This window comes from Pseudomonas sp. LPH60, from assembly GCF_030718165.1.
Taxonomy (GTDB): domain Bacteria; phylum Pseudomonadota; class Gammaproteobacteria; order Pseudomonadales; family Pseudomonadaceae; genus Aquipseudomonas; species Aquipseudomonas danubii.
Genome location: NZ_JAVAJH010000001.1, coordinates 13,218 through 27,168, shown reverse-complemented (window position 1 = coordinate 27,168; position 13,951 = coordinate 13,218). Strand labels below are relative to the sequence as shown.

At 62.9% G+C, this 13,951-nt stretch carries 16 protein-coding genes; 9 read left to right on the top strand and 7 right to left on the bottom strand.

What is annotated here, in order from left to right:
• Positions 1–59: 59 nt before the first annotated feature.
• The gene (locus tag Q8O96_RS00130; RefSeq protein WP_110652179.1) at positions 60–1,025 is read left to right on the top strand and encodes a leucyl aminopeptidase; all 966 of its coding nucleotides are present in this window, start codon (positions 60–62) and stop codon (positions 1,023–1,025) included.
• A gap of 154 nt (positions 1,026–1,179) precedes the next feature.
• Here the strand turns inward: Q8O96_RS00130 and rluB are convergent, their stop codons facing one another.
• The 5 genes from rluB to Q8O96_RS00105 all read right to left on the bottom strand — a co-directional run bounded on the left by rluB (position 1,180) and on the right by Q8O96_RS00105 (position 5,972).
• Positions 1,180–2,370, bottom strand: coding sequence for a 23S rRNA pseudouridine(2605) synthase RluB (rluB, locus tag Q8O96_RS00125; protein WP_305948198.1), 1,191 nt, complete (start codon positions 2,368–2,370; stop codon positions 1,180–1,182).
• A gap of 259 nt (positions 2,371–2,629) precedes the next feature.
• A complete protein-coding gene (scpB, locus tag Q8O96_RS00120) occupies positions 2,630–3,637 on the bottom strand; it encodes an SMC-Scp complex subunit ScpB (protein ID WP_207167254.1) in 1,008 nt (335 codons plus the stop codon).
• 12 nt (positions 3,638–3,649) lie between these two features.
• Positions 3,650–4,348, bottom strand: a complete 699-nt coding sequence (locus Q8O96_RS00115) for a ScpA family protein (protein ID WP_170001339.1) — start codon at positions 4,346–4,348, stop codon at positions 3,650–3,652.
• 120 nt (positions 4,349–4,468) lie between these two features.
• On the bottom strand, positions 4,469–5,098 hold the full coding sequence (locus Q8O96_RS00110) for an L-threonylcarbamoyladenylate synthase (RefSeq protein ID WP_102864113.1): 630 nt from the start codon (positions 5,096–5,098) through the stop codon (positions 4,469–4,471).
• A 13-nt stretch (positions 5,099–5,111) separates the two neighbouring features.
• On the bottom strand, positions 5,112–5,972 hold the full coding sequence (locus tag Q8O96_RS00105; protein WP_102864067.1) for a PHP domain-containing protein: 861 nt from the start codon (positions 5,970–5,972) through the stop codon (positions 5,112–5,114).
• Positions 5,973–6,059: 87 nt separating this feature from the next.
• Between Q8O96_RS00105 and Q8O96_RS00100 the strand changes: the two genes are divergently transcribed.
• The 6 genes from Q8O96_RS00100 (at position 6,060) to Q8O96_RS00075 (ending at position 10,152) form a co-directional block, all read left to right on the top strand.
• Positions 6,060–6,656: a septation protein A gene (locus Q8O96_RS00100; protein WP_102864068.1), complete on the top strand. Its 597-nt coding sequence runs from the start codon at positions 6,060–6,062 to the stop codon at positions 6,654–6,656.
• Between the two features lies 1 nt (position 6,657).
• Complete coding sequence (locus tag Q8O96_RS00095; protein ID WP_102864069.1) at positions 6,658–6,957, top strand: YciI family protein; 300 nt, start codon at positions 6,658–6,660, stop codon at positions 6,955–6,957.
• A 110-nt stretch (positions 6,958–7,067) separates the two neighbouring features.
• Complete coding sequence (locus Q8O96_RS00090; RefSeq protein ID WP_102864070.1) at positions 7,068–7,478, top strand: translation initiation factor 2; 411 nt, start codon at positions 7,068–7,070, stop codon at positions 7,476–7,478.
• 7 nt (positions 7,479–7,485) lie between these two features.
• The gene (locus Q8O96_RS00085; protein WP_102864071.1) at positions 7,486–8,163 is read left to right on the top strand and encodes a response regulator transcription factor; all 678 of its coding nucleotides are present in this window, start codon (positions 7,486–7,488) and stop codon (positions 8,161–8,163) included.
• 143 nt (positions 8,164–8,306) lie between these two features.
• Positions 8,307–8,744 (top strand): LTXXQ domain protein, encoded by a 438-nt coding sequence (locus Q8O96_RS00080; protein WP_305948197.1) that lies wholly within the window; start codon positions 8,307–8,309, stop codon positions 8,742–8,744.
• A gap of 67 nt (positions 8,745–8,811) precedes the next feature.
• Positions 8,812–10,152, top strand: coding sequence for a HAMP domain-containing sensor histidine kinase (locus Q8O96_RS00075; RefSeq protein ID WP_250329295.1), 1,341 nt, complete (start codon positions 8,812–8,814; stop codon positions 10,150–10,152).
• An 81-nt stretch (positions 10,153–10,233) separates the two neighbouring features.
• Here Q8O96_RS00075 and Q8O96_RS00070 read toward each other — a convergent pair whose 3' ends face one another.
• The gene (locus Q8O96_RS00070; protein ID WP_102864074.1) at positions 10,234–10,800 is read right to left on the bottom strand and encodes a nitroreductase family protein; all 567 of its coding nucleotides are present in this window, start codon (positions 10,798–10,800) and stop codon (positions 10,234–10,236) included.
• A 122-nt stretch (positions 10,801–10,922) separates the two neighbouring features.
• Here Q8O96_RS00070 and Q8O96_RS00065 point away from each other — a divergent pair, with 122 nt between their 5' ends.
• Entirely contained in the window at positions 10,923–12,377 is a 1,455-nt protein-coding gene (locus tag Q8O96_RS00065) for a TrkH family potassium uptake protein (protein ID WP_102864075.1), read from the top strand.
• Here Q8O96_RS00065 and Q8O96_RS00060 read toward each other — a convergent pair.
• On the bottom strand, positions 12,334–13,395 hold the full coding sequence (locus Q8O96_RS00060) for an AraC family transcriptional regulator (RefSeq protein WP_305948196.1): 1,062 nt from the start codon (positions 13,393–13,395) through the stop codon (positions 12,334–12,336). The genes Q8O96_RS00065 and Q8O96_RS00060 overlap by 44 nt on opposite strands.
• Before the next feature lie 158 nt (positions 13,396–13,553).
• Between Q8O96_RS00060 and Q8O96_RS00055 the strand changes: the two genes are divergently transcribed.
• The gene (locus Q8O96_RS00055) at positions 13,554–13,865 is read left to right on the top strand and encodes a DUF962 domain-containing protein (RefSeq protein WP_025132224.1); all 312 of its coding nucleotides are present in this window, start codon (positions 13,554–13,556) and stop codon (positions 13,863–13,865) included.
• Positions 13,866–13,951: the final 86 nt, after the last annotated feature.

Below are 13,951 nucleotides of genomic sequence, written 5' to 3'. Positions count from 1 at the left end.
CCCGGACCGGAGCAGGCCTCGCGCCTGCCCCGGTCACCTTTGTCCTCCAGGGAGGTTTTATGGACCAGACCCGCGCCATCCGCCATTTCCTGTACTACCTCGAACGCCATCCGGCCTTGAGCGGTGCCCAGGCATCGAATGTGGTGATCGGCCATACCGCCGACTACCAGGCCATGGCCAACGCCATCATCGAACAATCGCGCCAGGCCACACCCCTGACTGTCAGCGCCCTGCGCCTGGACCTGGAGCCGGCCGAACGCCTCGCCCAGGCGATCATCGACTGTGACCTGTACATCTTCTTCTACGACTCCTCGACCCTGCCCCAGCCACGCCCCGATGGCCCGGAATTCCTCCGCCCCCTGCATGGCCTGATGGCCGAACACTGGAAGAAGTCCCTGCTGTTCAAGGATTACGGCGACTATTTCTACGACACCTTCAGCGTCGAGCCACAACGTATCGCCGACCTCAACGCCACCTTGATCCGGCGCCTGTCCCACGCCAGCACCCTGAGTTTCAGCGATCCCCAGGGCTCGTATTTCGAGGCGCCCCTGAACAGCGTGAAGAAGTGGACCGACATCAACGGCGTGGGCAATTACGACCTGGCACCGGGTGAGATCGCCACCCACAGCGATGCAATCAATGGCCATGTGAAATTCCTCGGCACCTTCCTCAGCACCATCCCCTTTGCTCGCAAATACGGGGTGCTGCAGACTCCGCTGGAGCTGTGGATCGAGAACTCCAGCATCCGCCAGGTCGCCACCCAGGTGCCCGGGCTGGCCAATGACTTCAACAAGTACCTGGACGCCAACCCGTCGAACCGACGCATCGAGGAGCTGGGGATCGGCACCAACGAAGGCATCAAGTCCTTGTACGGACGCAACTCCGGCTTTGAAGAGCGTCATTGCGGCCTGCATCTGGGGCTGGGAGGCGGAGCCAAGGGCAGCCACCACCTGGACCTGATCTTCAGCGCCGGCGTGCTGACGGTGGACAACAAACCAGTGTTCGACGGCCAGTTCGCCTTTTAACCCTCCTTGATGCAGGAACCGGCTTGCCGCGGCGAAGGCGATCATGAGCCTTGCCCAAGGCTTGAGAGCCTATTCGCCGACAAGCTCCGACGAAGCACCGGGCAAAAAAAACGCCAACCCGAAGGTTGGCGTTTTTTTGTCTGCGGGCCGAGGCTTATTCCGGCTTGCGACGACCGAAGCCAGGACGCTGGCCGCTACCGGCCGGGGCGCCACGGCGCTTGCCGGACGGTGCGTCCTTGTCCAGCACCAGGCTTGGGCGCTTGGACTTCGGTGCTGGCTTGGCTGGACGCTTGGTGTCCGCCGGACGCTCGGCTACTGGCGTACCACGACCGCTTGCCGGACGCGGTGCACGTGGCGCGCGCTCGCCATCCTGACGGGGCGCCGGCTTGCGCCCTGGACGCTCGCCCTCGATCTGCGGCTCGCGGGACACCCGCGGATTGGCCGGTGCGCCATTGGCCGGACGCAGCGTGCGTACACGCTCGCTTTTGCCCACCGGACGCGAGGATTTACGCTGCATGCGCTCCAGCTTGTCCTTGGACTTGGCGTTGAGCTGTGGCAGCGCCACCGGGGTCAGGCCGACTTCGGCGCTGAGCACGTCGACTTCGTACTGGCTCATTTCGCGCCAGCGGCCCATGGGCAGGTCGGAGTTGAGGAACACCGGGCCGAAACGCACGCGCTTCAGTCGGCTCACCACCAGGCCTTGGGACTCCCACAAGCGACGCACTTCACGGTTGCGGCCTTCCATCACCACGCAGTGGTACCAGTGGTTGAATCCTTCGCCGCCGGGCGCCTGCTGGATATCGGTGAACTTGGCCGGGCCGTCTTCGAGCATGACGCCCGCCTTCAGGCGCTCGATCATCTCGTCGTCGACTTCACCACGCACACGCACCGCGTACTCGCGGTCCATTTCGTAGGACGGGTGCATCAAGCGGTTGGCCAGCTCACCGTCGGTGGTGAACATCAGCAAGCCAGTGGTGTTGATGTCCAGGCGGCCGATGTTGATCCAGCGGCCTTCCCGCGGACGCGGCAGCTTGTCGAACACGGTCGGTCGGCCTTCCGGGTCGTCACGGGTGCAGATTTCGCCGTCGGGCTTGTTGTACATGATCACGCGGCGCACCGATTCGGCGGCCTCTTCGCGCTTGATCACCTTGCCATCGATGGAAATGGCGTCATGCAGGTCGACGCGCAGGCCGAGGGTGGCCTCTTTGCCGTTGACCTTGATCCGGCCCTGGCTGATCCAGGCCTCGACGTCGCGGCGCGAGCCGACGCCGATGCGGGCGAGGACTTTCTGCAGTTTCTCGCCGGCTGGACGGATTTCCTGGTCGTTCTGATCGGTATCGCTCATCTGGGCACCTCCCGGTGTAGCGCTTCAGGCTAGAGCGGCCTGAAGACGTGAAAACAGGTTCTGTGGCGAAGGGATCGCCAAAGGGTCGCGAATCATACGCTCATGGCGGCGATTGCGCATCACAGACTAGTTGATAAGTCGCCGCCCGGGCTTTTTTCCGCCCGCCGGCGCCCCTTCTGCGCAAGCCGGCTTGCCGGCGAAGAGGCCCACACGCCTTGCACCTAAGCGGCCGACACCTTCATTGGCCAGCCAGCTACGGTCAGTCGTCCAGCAGACGGCGTTCGTTTTCGATCGCTTCGGCCAGGGCCAGGGCTTCGGCCTCTTCTTCACTCAAGTCCGGCGCCGAAGGTTCCAGGGCCGCAACGGCAGCCAGCAACTTGGCTCGGGCCTCGGCAACGCCGAGCACATCGTCCTCGGCGTCAAGCAGCGGCTCCTCTTCGGGCTCGACCGCCAGTTCATCGGTGTCATCAGAGTTGTCATCAGGGACGGCAGCCTCGGTTTGCCCCTCAGGCTGATCGAACACCGGCTCCGGGTTCTCTGGCTCAACCGCGCCATCACGATGCAGGTCGTCGAAGTCGGTCTTGATTCCCTCCTCCATGGAGTCCAGCTCCAGCAACAGGCTATGGAAGCTGGTTTCTTCCTTGGGTTCCTCAGGCTCGGCGCTGGCATCGGCCAACTGCTGCAGGTGCTCGGGCACCGGCGCATCGTCGAACTCCAGCACCGGCTCGGCCTCGATCTCCCGCAATTCGGCCAGGGGCGGCAGGTCATCGAGGTTCTTCAGGTTGAAATGGTCGAGAAACGCCTTGGTGGTGGCGAACATCGCCGGTTTGCCCGGCACATCGCGGTAACCCACCACCCGAATCCACTCGCGTTCGAGCAGGGTCTTGACGATGTTGCTGTTGACCGCCACGCCGCGCACATCCTCGATCTCGCCGCGGGTGATGGGCTGGCGGTAAGCGATCAGGGCCATGGTTTCCAGCAGGGCACGGGAGTAGCGCTGCGGGCGCTCCTCCCACAGGCGGCCGACCCAGGGCGCGAACTTTTCACGGATCTGCAGGCGATAGCCGGAAGCCACTTCCTTGAGCTCGAAAGCCCGACCTTCGCAGGATTTGCCCAGCAGGGTCAGGGCCTTCTTGAAGACGGCCGGGTCCGGTCGCTCGGCTTCTTCGAAGAGCTCGAACAGGCGTTCCAGGGACTGGGGTTTTCCCGAGGCCAACAGAAAGGCTTCGAGCAGGGGCGCCAGCTCGCGGGGTTCATTCAGGTTCATGATTTAAGCTCGTTATTCGGCTCGCGCCCGTACGTGGATGGCCGCAAAGGGCTCATTCTGCACCAGCTCGACCAGGGATTCCTTGACCAGTTCGAGGATCGCCATAAAGGTCACCACCACTCCCAGGCGCCCCTCTTCTGCGGTGAACAGCTCGACAAAGGGCACGAAGCCACCGCCTTTGAGCCGCTCCAGCACATCACTCATGCGTTCGCGAGTGGACAAGGCCTCGCGGCTGACCTGATGGCTTTCGAACATGTCGCCACGGCGCAGCACCTCGGCCATGGACATCAGCAACTCTTCCAGGGCCACATCCGGCAGCAGCTTGCGCGCCCGGGCCTCCGGGGCATCGAGCTTGGGCACCACCACGTCGCGGCCGACCCGGCTCAGGCCGTCGATGCCTTCGGCGGCCGCCTTGAAGCGTTCGTACTCCTGCAGGCGGCGAATCAGCTCGGCCCGGGGATCATCCTCTTCTTCCTCGATCTCAGCAGAGCGCGGCAGCAGCATCCGCGATTTGATCTCGGCCAGCATCGCCGCCATCACCAGGTACTCGGCGGCCAGCTCCAGGCGCACCGACTGCATCAGCTCCACATAGCCCATGTACTGGCGGGTGATTTCCGCCACCGGGATGTCGAGGATGTTGATGTTCTGTTTGCGGATCAGGTACAGCAGCAGGTCCAACGGGCCTTCGAAGGCCTCAAGGAAGACCTCCAGTGCATCCGGGGGGATGTACAGGTCCAGGGGCATTTCCATGACCGCCTGGCCGTAGACCATGGCGAATGGCAGCTCCTGTTGGGCGCCGGCCTGCTCGTCGACGGTTTCCAGTACGGACATCTAGGCCTCGGCCATGAACGGCGCAGGGTCGCCGCAACCGACGCGAATCACTTCCGGCTCACCATCGGCCAGGCTGATCACCGTGGAGGACTCGGTGCTGCCAAAGCCGCCGTCGATGATCAGGTCCACCTGATGCTCCAGCAGCTGGCGCATCTCATAGGGGTCGCTCAGAGCCTCGGTATCGCCGGGCATGATCAGGCTGACGCTCATCAGTGGCTCACCCAGCTCGGCCAGCAGCGCCAGGGCAATAGGATTGCTCGGCACCCGCAGGCCGATGGTGCGGCGCTTGGGATGCAGCAGCAGGCGCGGGACTTCCCGGGTGGCGTTGAGAATGAAGGTGTAAGGCCCCGGCACATGAGCCTTGAGCAGGCGGAAAGTGCCAGTATCGATCTTGGCGAACAGCCCCAACTGCGACAGGTCACTGCAGATCAGCGCAAAGTTGTGCTTGTCGTCCAGCTGACGCAAGCGCCGCACTCGTTCGATCGCGCCCTTGTCACCCATCTGGCAGGCAACGGCGTAGGACGAATCCGTGGGATAAATCACCACGCCACCGCCGCGAATGATCTCGACGGCCTGTTTGATCAGACGTGGCTGTGGGTTTTCCGGGTGGATCTGGAAAAATTGACTCACTGTCTCTACCTGTTCAGGCGGCAATAATTGGCTCATGTTTGAACCGACACCAAAGTGGCGGCAGGTCCTCCGGAACCGGACGATACTCGCCGATCTCGGACCAGCCTCCTGGGCCATGAAAGTCACTGCCAGCGCTGACCAGCAGTCCGAATTCACGAGCAAGGATAGCCAAACTGCCCACTTGCTCTGCAGGTTGGTGGCCATTGACTACTTCGATTGCATGGCCGCCGGCTTGAATATAGTCGGCAATCAAGCGACGGCGCTTGCTGCGGGTGAAATCGTAATGCCAGGGATGGGCCAGACTGACCCAGGCCCCCGCCTCGCGAAGGGTGCCGACGGTGTCTTCCAGTGTCGGCCAATGCTGTTTGACGTCTCCCAGCTTTCCCGCCCCCAGCCATTTGCGAAAAGCTTCGGCACGATCCTTCACAAAACCGGCACGTACCAGATAGTCGGCAAAGTGCGGCCGCGCCGGGGCATTGCCACTGTCCCCCAACTCCTGTTGGATCGCCCTGGCGCCTTCCAGCGCCCCGGGCATGCCCTTGAGGGCCAGCTTGCGGCTGATCTCCTCGGAGCGCAGCCAGCGCCCCTCGTGCAGTTTGTCGATGGCCGCCACCAGAGCCGGGGCCTGGGTATCGAATCCGTAGCCCAGCACATGAATAGTGGCACCGCCCCAGGTGCAGGACAGCTCGACGCCGTTGACCAACTGCATGCCCAGTTGCGCCGCTGCCTGACGGGCCTCCGCCAGGCCTTCGAGGGTGTCGTGGTCGGTCAAGGACAGGATTCGCACGCCTCTCTCGTACGCACGCGCAACCAGAACCGCAGGCGCCAGGGCGCCGTCGGAGGCCGTGCTATGGCAGTGCAAATCAACATTCACAGGACGATAAAACCTCAAGTCAGCTGGCGCTTTCGCTACCAAGGATGTTTGTTATTATGCCGCCACATCCTGCTTCTGGCTGCCACTGTGAAACAATTCATCGACTTCATCCCGCTGTTCCTGTTTTTCATCGTCTACAAAATCGATCCCCGGATCGTCGACCTTGCCGGTCACGAAGTCAGCGTGGGCGGTATCTACAGCGCCACCGCAGTACTGATCATCAGCTCCCTGGTGGTTTACGGCGCACTGTTCATTTCCCAGCGCAAACTGGAAAAAAGCCAATGGCTGACCCTGATCGCCTGCCTGGTCTTTGGCAGCCTGACCCTGGCCTTCCATAGCGAAACCTTCCTTAAATGGAAGGCGCCGGTGGTCAACTGGCTATTCGCCCTGGCCTTTGCCGGCAGCCACTTCATCGGCGATCGCCTGTTGATCAAGCGCATCATGGGCCATGCCCTGACCCTGCCGGACCCGGTGTGGACCCGCCTGAACATCGCCTGGATCGCCTTCTTCCTGTTCTGCGGCGCCGCCAACCTGTTCGTCGCCTTCACCTTCCAGAGCATCTGGGTCGACTTCAAGGTCTTCGGCAGCCTGGGCATGACTGTATTGTTCCTGGTGGGCCAGGGCGTCTACCTGTCGCGCCACCTGCATGACGCTGATCCCACCACCCCGAAAACCGAGGACTGACATGCTTTACGCAATCATTGCCACAGACGTCGCCAACTCCCTGGAAAAACGCCTGGCCAACCGGCCGGCGCACCTGGAACGGCTGCAAGTGCTCAAGGACCAAGGGCGTGTGGTGCTGGCCGGCCCACACCCGGCGATCGACAGCAATGACCCTGGCGCCGCCGGCTTCACCGGCAGCCTGATCGTCGCCGAGTTCGACTCCCTGAGCGCCGCCCAAGCCTGGGCCGACGCCGACCCCTTCGTGACCTCCGGCGTCTATGCCCATGTGCAGGTCAAGCCGTTCAGGCAATCGATGCCGTAAATCCTCCCTGACGCGATGAACCTTCACGGTTCATCGCGTTCTCAATCGCTCATTATTCTCGTTTGACGGCCGACAACCTGCCCAACACTCGATTGGAATCAGGAGTTTCGATGCGCCAAGGTCCGCTGTGCCTGCTGTTGGTCATGTTGTCGATCGGGGCTCCGGCCCTTGCCGAGGAAACCCAGGAAACCGGCCATTCGACGCCGCTGTCCCTGAGCGCCGGCAGTCAGATCACCGAGTTGCAGCAACGCTTGAAAGAAAGCGAACGCCTGCGTGAAGAGCTGAGCAAACAACTGCAGAGTGCCGATGCCGAACGGGAAAGCCCGCAGCTGACCCGCTTGCGCCAGGAGAACCAGCGCCTCAAGCTGCAACTCAAAGAGGCCCAGGCCAACCCGGCGCCACGCCTGCTGACCGACCAGCAGCAATGGTTCGTCACCGGCGGCGGCGTGGCCCTCATCGCCCTGCTCTGCGGTATCTTTGCCAGTGGCGGACATCGCAAGCGTCGACAATGGCTAAATTGAGTGATTCATGAGCGACCTGTTACTGATTGATGACGACCAGGAGCTGTGCGAGCTCCTGAGCAGCTGGCTCGGCCAGGAAGGCTTTCAAGTGCGGGCCTGCCACGATGGCCTGAGCGCACGCCGGGCCTTGTCGGAAATGGCCCCGGCTGCCGTAGTCCTGGACGTGATGCTGCCCGACGGCAGCGGCCTGGAGCTGCTCAAGCAACTGCGCAACGACCACCCCGACCTGCCGGTACTGATGCTCTCGGCCCGGGGCGAGCCCCTGGACCGAATCCTCGGCCTGGAACTGGGCGCCGACGACTACCTGGCCAAGCCTTGCGACCCTCGCGAACTCACTGCCCGCTTGCGCGCCGTGCTGCGCCGCAGCCACCCGGTGGCCACCTCCAGCCAGATGGAGCTGGGCGATCTGTGCTTCAGCCCAGTGCGCGGCGTGGTCAACATCGACGAACAGGACATCACCCTGACGGTTTCCGAAAGCCGCCTGCTGGAAGCCCTGCTCAAGCAGCCTGGCGAGCCCCTGGACAAGCAGGAGCTGGCGCAGATCGCTCTGGGCCGCAAGCTGACCCTGTACGACCGCAGCCTGGACATGCACGTCAGCAACCTGCGCAAGAAGATCGGCCCCCACCCCGACGGCCGCCCACGAATCGTCGCCCTGCGCAGCCGCGGCTATTACTACAGTCTGTGATTGCAATGTGCCCTGACGCATTTGTCAGGGCCCGGAAATACCTTCTTTACCCAAGCTTTACCCTCCGCTGACTGCCGCTGACCTTGATCTGGGTAACCTGAACTCATCCGGAACTTACCGGGAATGAGACAAGGAGACACACCATGCGCAAGACCCTGATCGCCCTGATGTTCGCCGCCGCCCTGCCAACCGTGGCCATGGCCATGCCTGAAGGCAACTGCCCGATGGGTCCGATGGACGGCCCTCGGCACAGCGAACACATGCGCGGCAAAGGCCCCTTCAGCGAACTGGACCTGAGCCGTGAACAGCGTCAGCAGATCGGCAAACTGATGGGTGAGCAAATGCACGACCGCAAGGCCGTGGTGGAAAAGTACCTGGAGAAACTCTCGCCGGCCGACCAGAAAGCCATGAAGGATGAACTGGCCGCCAAACAGCAGAAAACCCAGACCGACATCCGCGCACTGCTCAAGCCCGAACAACAGAAAGAGTTCGACGCCATCGTCAAGAAACAAGAGGAACGTCGCGCCGAATGGGCCCAGTTCAAGGCCTGGAAAGCGCAACAACCGCAAAAAGCGCAATAATGCGTTAGCGTTCACCCTAATAGCCCAGTGGCCTCCCCCACTGGGCTTTCGCGTTCGAGGAGTTCCTGTGCGTTCATTGTTCTGGCGCATCCTGGCCAGTTTCTGGCTGGCCATCACCCTGGTTGCAGGACTGTCGATCCTGCTTGGGCACATGCTCAACCAGGACGCCTGGATTCTCAGCCGCCATCCGGGGCTCAACAGCCTCACCGCACAGTGGACGCAAACCTACGAGACCCAAGGCGAAGACGCCGCCCAGGACATCCTCCAGCAGCGCAAGCGCCAGTACCACATCGATGTTCAGGTACTCAACGAGAGCGGCGACCCGGTGGTACGCGGGACTTTCCCGCGCCGCGCGGCTGCCTTCGAAGCCCGGCAGAACAACGATGACCGCCACCTACCCTGGCGCCGCCTGACAGCGGAATACACCAGCCCGACCACCGGCGACACCTACCTGTTCATCTACCGCATCCCCCATCCGGAACTGGATGCCTGGCATCGCGACAGCCTGACCTGGCCCCTCAGCGCCCTGGCCATTGCCCTGGTGGTGCTGACCCTGTTCAGCCTGCTGGTGACCCTGTCCATCACTCGCCCCTTGAGCCGCCTGCGCGGCGCGGTTCACGACCTTGGCCAGGCCACCTATCAGCAGAACAGCCTGGCGCGCCTGGCCAATCGCCGTGACGAGTTCGGCGTGCTGGCCCGAGACTTCAACCGCATGGGTTCACGCCTGCAGAGCCTGATCGGCAGCCAGCGCCAACTGCTCAGGGATGTCTCCCACGAACTGCGTTCGCCCCTGGCGCGCCTGCGTATTGCCCTGGCACTGGCGGAGCGCGCCGCCCCCGAAGAACGGGAGAGACTCTGGCCACGCCTGACACGGGAATGTGATCGTCTGGAGGCGCTGATCAGCGAGATCCTGGTGCTGGCTCGGGTCGATGCGGACAACGCCAGCGCCGAAGAGGTCGACCTCAACGCCTTGCTGCAGGCCCTGCAAAAAGACGCGCAACTGGCCTGTCCCGAGCAGCAGGTCCAGATCACTGCCCAAGCGCAACTGAGCCTGCGGGGCTGGCCGACCATGCTTGAACGGGCGGTGGACAACCTGCTGCGCAACGCCCAGCGCTTCAATCCTGCCGGGCAACCGATCGAAGTCACGGCCCTGCGCCAGGGCGAGAAGATCCAGATCAGCGTGCGCGACCATGGTCCTGGCGTGGATGCCGAGCACTTGCGACAACTGGGAGAGCCGTTCTTCCGCGCCCCAGGGCAGAGTGCTCCAGGCCATGGCCTGGGGCTGGCCATCGCCCGCCGCGCAGCGGAACGCCACGGCGGCAGCCTGATACTGGGCAACCATCCCCTGGGCGGATTCGTCGCCACGCTGGAGCTGCCCCTGGTCCCGGGAGCCGTGGTGCAGGCCTGAATGCAACGCGGGCAAGCCGCCGCTGCGAGGTTCGACAGCAGCGGGCTTGCCCGCAAGGTACTCAGCTTTCGAAGGGGATAATCAGGCCCTGGCGGTCCAGGCGCTGACGAACTCGGCGGTGTCGACTTTCGGTGCGACCCGCGGTTCGTTCAGCGGCGTGCCCAGGTAAAGGAAGGCGATGATCTCTTCGCCGTCTGCCAGGCCGAGCCCCTTGGCCACATGGGGCGAATAGGACAACTCGCCCGTGCGCCATACCGCGCCGATACCCTGGGCATAGGCTGCCAGCAAAATACCGTGGGCTGCGCAGCCCGCCGCCAGCAATTGCTCGGACTTGGGCACCTTGAAATGCTCCTGCAGCCGTGCCACGACCACGACCACCAGCGGTGCACGCAGCGGCATGGCCCGAGCCTTGTCCAACGCGGCCTGAGTCACTTCGCCGCCTTGCAGTTGTACCGCTTCGACCAGCAGTTCGCCCAACTGGTCACGGGCTTCGCCTTCAACGGTGAGAAAGCGCCAAGGGCGCAGTTGCCCGTGATCCGGCGCCCGCAAGGCGGCAGCAAACAGTGCTTCGCGTTGCTGCGCTGTGGGGGCTGGCTCCACCAGGCGCGGCACGGAAACACGGTTGAGCAAAGCGTCGAGAGCCTCCATCGGCCACCTCCTGAAAAAAATGTCCGCCTATTCTAGCGGTATCTGCCGGCCGGGTGCCGGTTTACATGCCCTGCACCGCAGGTAGAATGGGCGCCCTTCTCATACCAGCCCGAGCGGAACACATGGCGTTGCCGACCTTAAGGATCATTGGTTTCATTATCGGCATCTTCCTCATCACCCTGGCCATCGCCATGGTGGTGCCGATGGCGACACTGGTGATCTTCGAACGCACCGGCGACCTGCCGTCCTTCCTCTGGGCCAGCATGATCACCTTCATCGCCGGCCTGGCTCTGGTGATTCCTGGCCGTCCCGAACATATTCACCTGCGCCCCCGGGACATGTACCTGCTGACGGTCTCCAGCTGGGTGGTGGTGTGTATCTTCGCCGCCCTGCCGTTCCTGCTGACCCAGCACATCAGTTACACCGACTCGTTCTTTGAAAGCATGTCCGGCATCACCGCCACCGGCGCCACCGTGCTCAGCGGCCTGGACAGCATGTCCCCGGGCATCCTGATCTGGCGCTCGATGCTGCACTGGCTGGGGGGGATCGGCTTTATCGGCATGGCGGTGGCGATCCTGCCGTTGCTGCGCATCGGTGGCATGCGCCTGTTCCAGACCGAATCTTCGGACCGCTCGGAAAAGGTCATGCCGCGCTCGCACATGGTGGCGCGCCTGATTGTCGCCACCTACGTGGGCATCACCATCTTCGGCAGCCTGGCCTTCTGGTGGGCCGGGATGAACATCTTCGATGCCATCAACCACGCCATGTCGGCGATCTCCACTGGGGGCTTCTCTACCTCTGACCAATCCCTGGCCAACTGGCAGCAACCGGCGGTGCACTGGGTGGCGGTGGTGGTGATGATCCTCGGCAGCCTGCCCTTCGCCCTCTATGTGGCAACCCTGCGGGGCAACCGCAAAGCGTTGATCAAGGATCAGCAGGTCCAGGGCTTGCTGGGCATGCTCCTGGTGACCTGGCTGGTGCTCGGCACCTGGTACTGGTGGACCACCAACCTGCACTGGCTGGAGGCCCTGCGTCACGTAGCTCTGAACGTGACCTCGGTGGTCACCACCACCGGGTTTGCCTTGGGTGACTACAGCCTGTGGGGCAACTTCTCACTGATGCTGTTCTTTTACCTGGGGTTCGTCGGCGGGTGTTCGGGGTCCACGGCGGGCGGGATCAAGATCTTCCGCTTCCAGGTCGCGTACATTCTGCTCAAGGCCAACCTCAATCAGCTGATCCACCCCCGGGCAGTGATCAAGCAGAAGTACAACGGCCATCGCCTGGACGAAGAAATCGTCCGCTCGATCCTGACCTTCTCGTTCTTCTTCGCGATCACCATCTGCATGATCGCCCTCGCCCTGTCGCTGCTGGGCCTGGACTGGATGACCGCCCTGACCGGCGCCGCCAGCACCGTGTCCGGGGTGGGCCCGGGCCTGGGAGAAACCATTGGCCCGGCAGGCAACTTCTCCACCCTGCCCGACGCTGCCAAGTGGATCCTGTCCCTGGGCATGCTCCTGGGCCGGTTGGAAATCATCACGGTGTTCGTGCTGTGCATTCCGGCGTTCTGGCGTCATTGATCGAGCCCGGCAGCGCCAGCAACCGCGCCCGGTACTCTCCGGGCGTGACATCGAACCAGCGACGGAACGCCCGGAAAAAATTGCTCGGATCGGCAAACCCCAACAGGTAGGCAATTTCCAGCAAGGTCATGCGCGGCTGTGCCAGGTACTGTTCGGCCAGTTCGCGGCGGGTGTCATCGAGCAGGGTCTGGAAGCTGGTGCCCTCCTCCTGCAAGCGGCGTTGCAACGTACGCTGGGACAAGTGCAGGGTCTGCGCCACCATCTCGCGCTTGGGCTCGCCCTGCGGCAGCAGACGGCACAGCACCTGCCGCGCCTTGTGGGTCACCCGGCTCTCGGAGAAACGCGCCAGGTATTCGCCGGCGAAACGATCGTGCAACAAGGCCATGGCCTCGTTGGCAGTCGGCAGTGGCGCTTCCATGTCGGCCCGCTCGAAAATCAGCGCATCAAAAGGCGCAGCGAACACCAGCGGCGCATGAAACATGTCCTTGTAAGGCTGCACATCCTGCGGTTGCGGCCCTTGCAACAGCACTTTGCGCGGCTGCAGGGCGCGCCCCGTCAACCAGCCACACAAGGCCAGGGCGCAAGCCAGCGAGGCTTCGGAGCTTTGCCGGGTAGGGGGCAGATGATCGCCATGCACCGTCAGAATCAGCGCATAACCCTCAGGTAAAAGACGGAAACTCAGGTCAGCACTTTCAGCAATGATCCGTTGATAACGCACCAGGCGCTGAAAGCCCTCTACCAGGGTGCGACTCGACATCAGTGCATAACCGGCCACATGGAAGGACGCCGGACGAACCAACTTGCCCATGTTCAGGCCGATCGCAGGGTTGCCGGACAACTCGACCGCACGCTGCCAGAGCCGTGTCATCGAGTCTTGGGTGAAACGCGCGTCGGGGTCGTCGAGGGCGCCATAGTCGAGCCCTAACTGCAGGAACAAAGCGCGGCAATCCAGGCCGTCCATCTCCAGGGCCTTGACTATTCCCAAGACCCAGCTTGCAGAAGTCGTTCGTTCGCTCATGAGGATTTCTTACATGATGAGCCGCATGCTACGGCCAATTTCACAAGGATACTAAAGTGGCGCCTATTGTCACTGGCCAGCGCTGCCAAGGACTCTAGACTCAAATAAGCTCCCCGCAGAACATCCGCTCACGAACAACAAGCACAGAGATCGCGGCCATGGAAAACATCCGACAGTTCAACAGCTTCGCCGAGTTCTACCCCTATTACCTGAGCGAACACAGCGACAGCACCTGCCGTCGCTTGCACTTCATCGGCACCAGCCTGGTGATCTTCCTCCTGGCCTTTGCCATCGGCAAAGGCGCCTGGCTGCTACTGCTGGCCTTGCCGGTTGCCGGCTATGGCTTTGCTTGGGTCGGGCATTTCTTCTTCGAGAAAAACCGCCCGGCCACCTTCCAGCATCCGCTTTACAGCCTGCTGGGGGACTTCGTCATGTACCGCGACATGATTCTCGGCAAGGTCCCTTTCTAGGCCCGGCCGGACAGCAAGCCGCCCCCTACAGCCACTGTGGTGACGGGACGCCGGCATAGACTCCAGCCCCGAGCGTCGCTGTACAA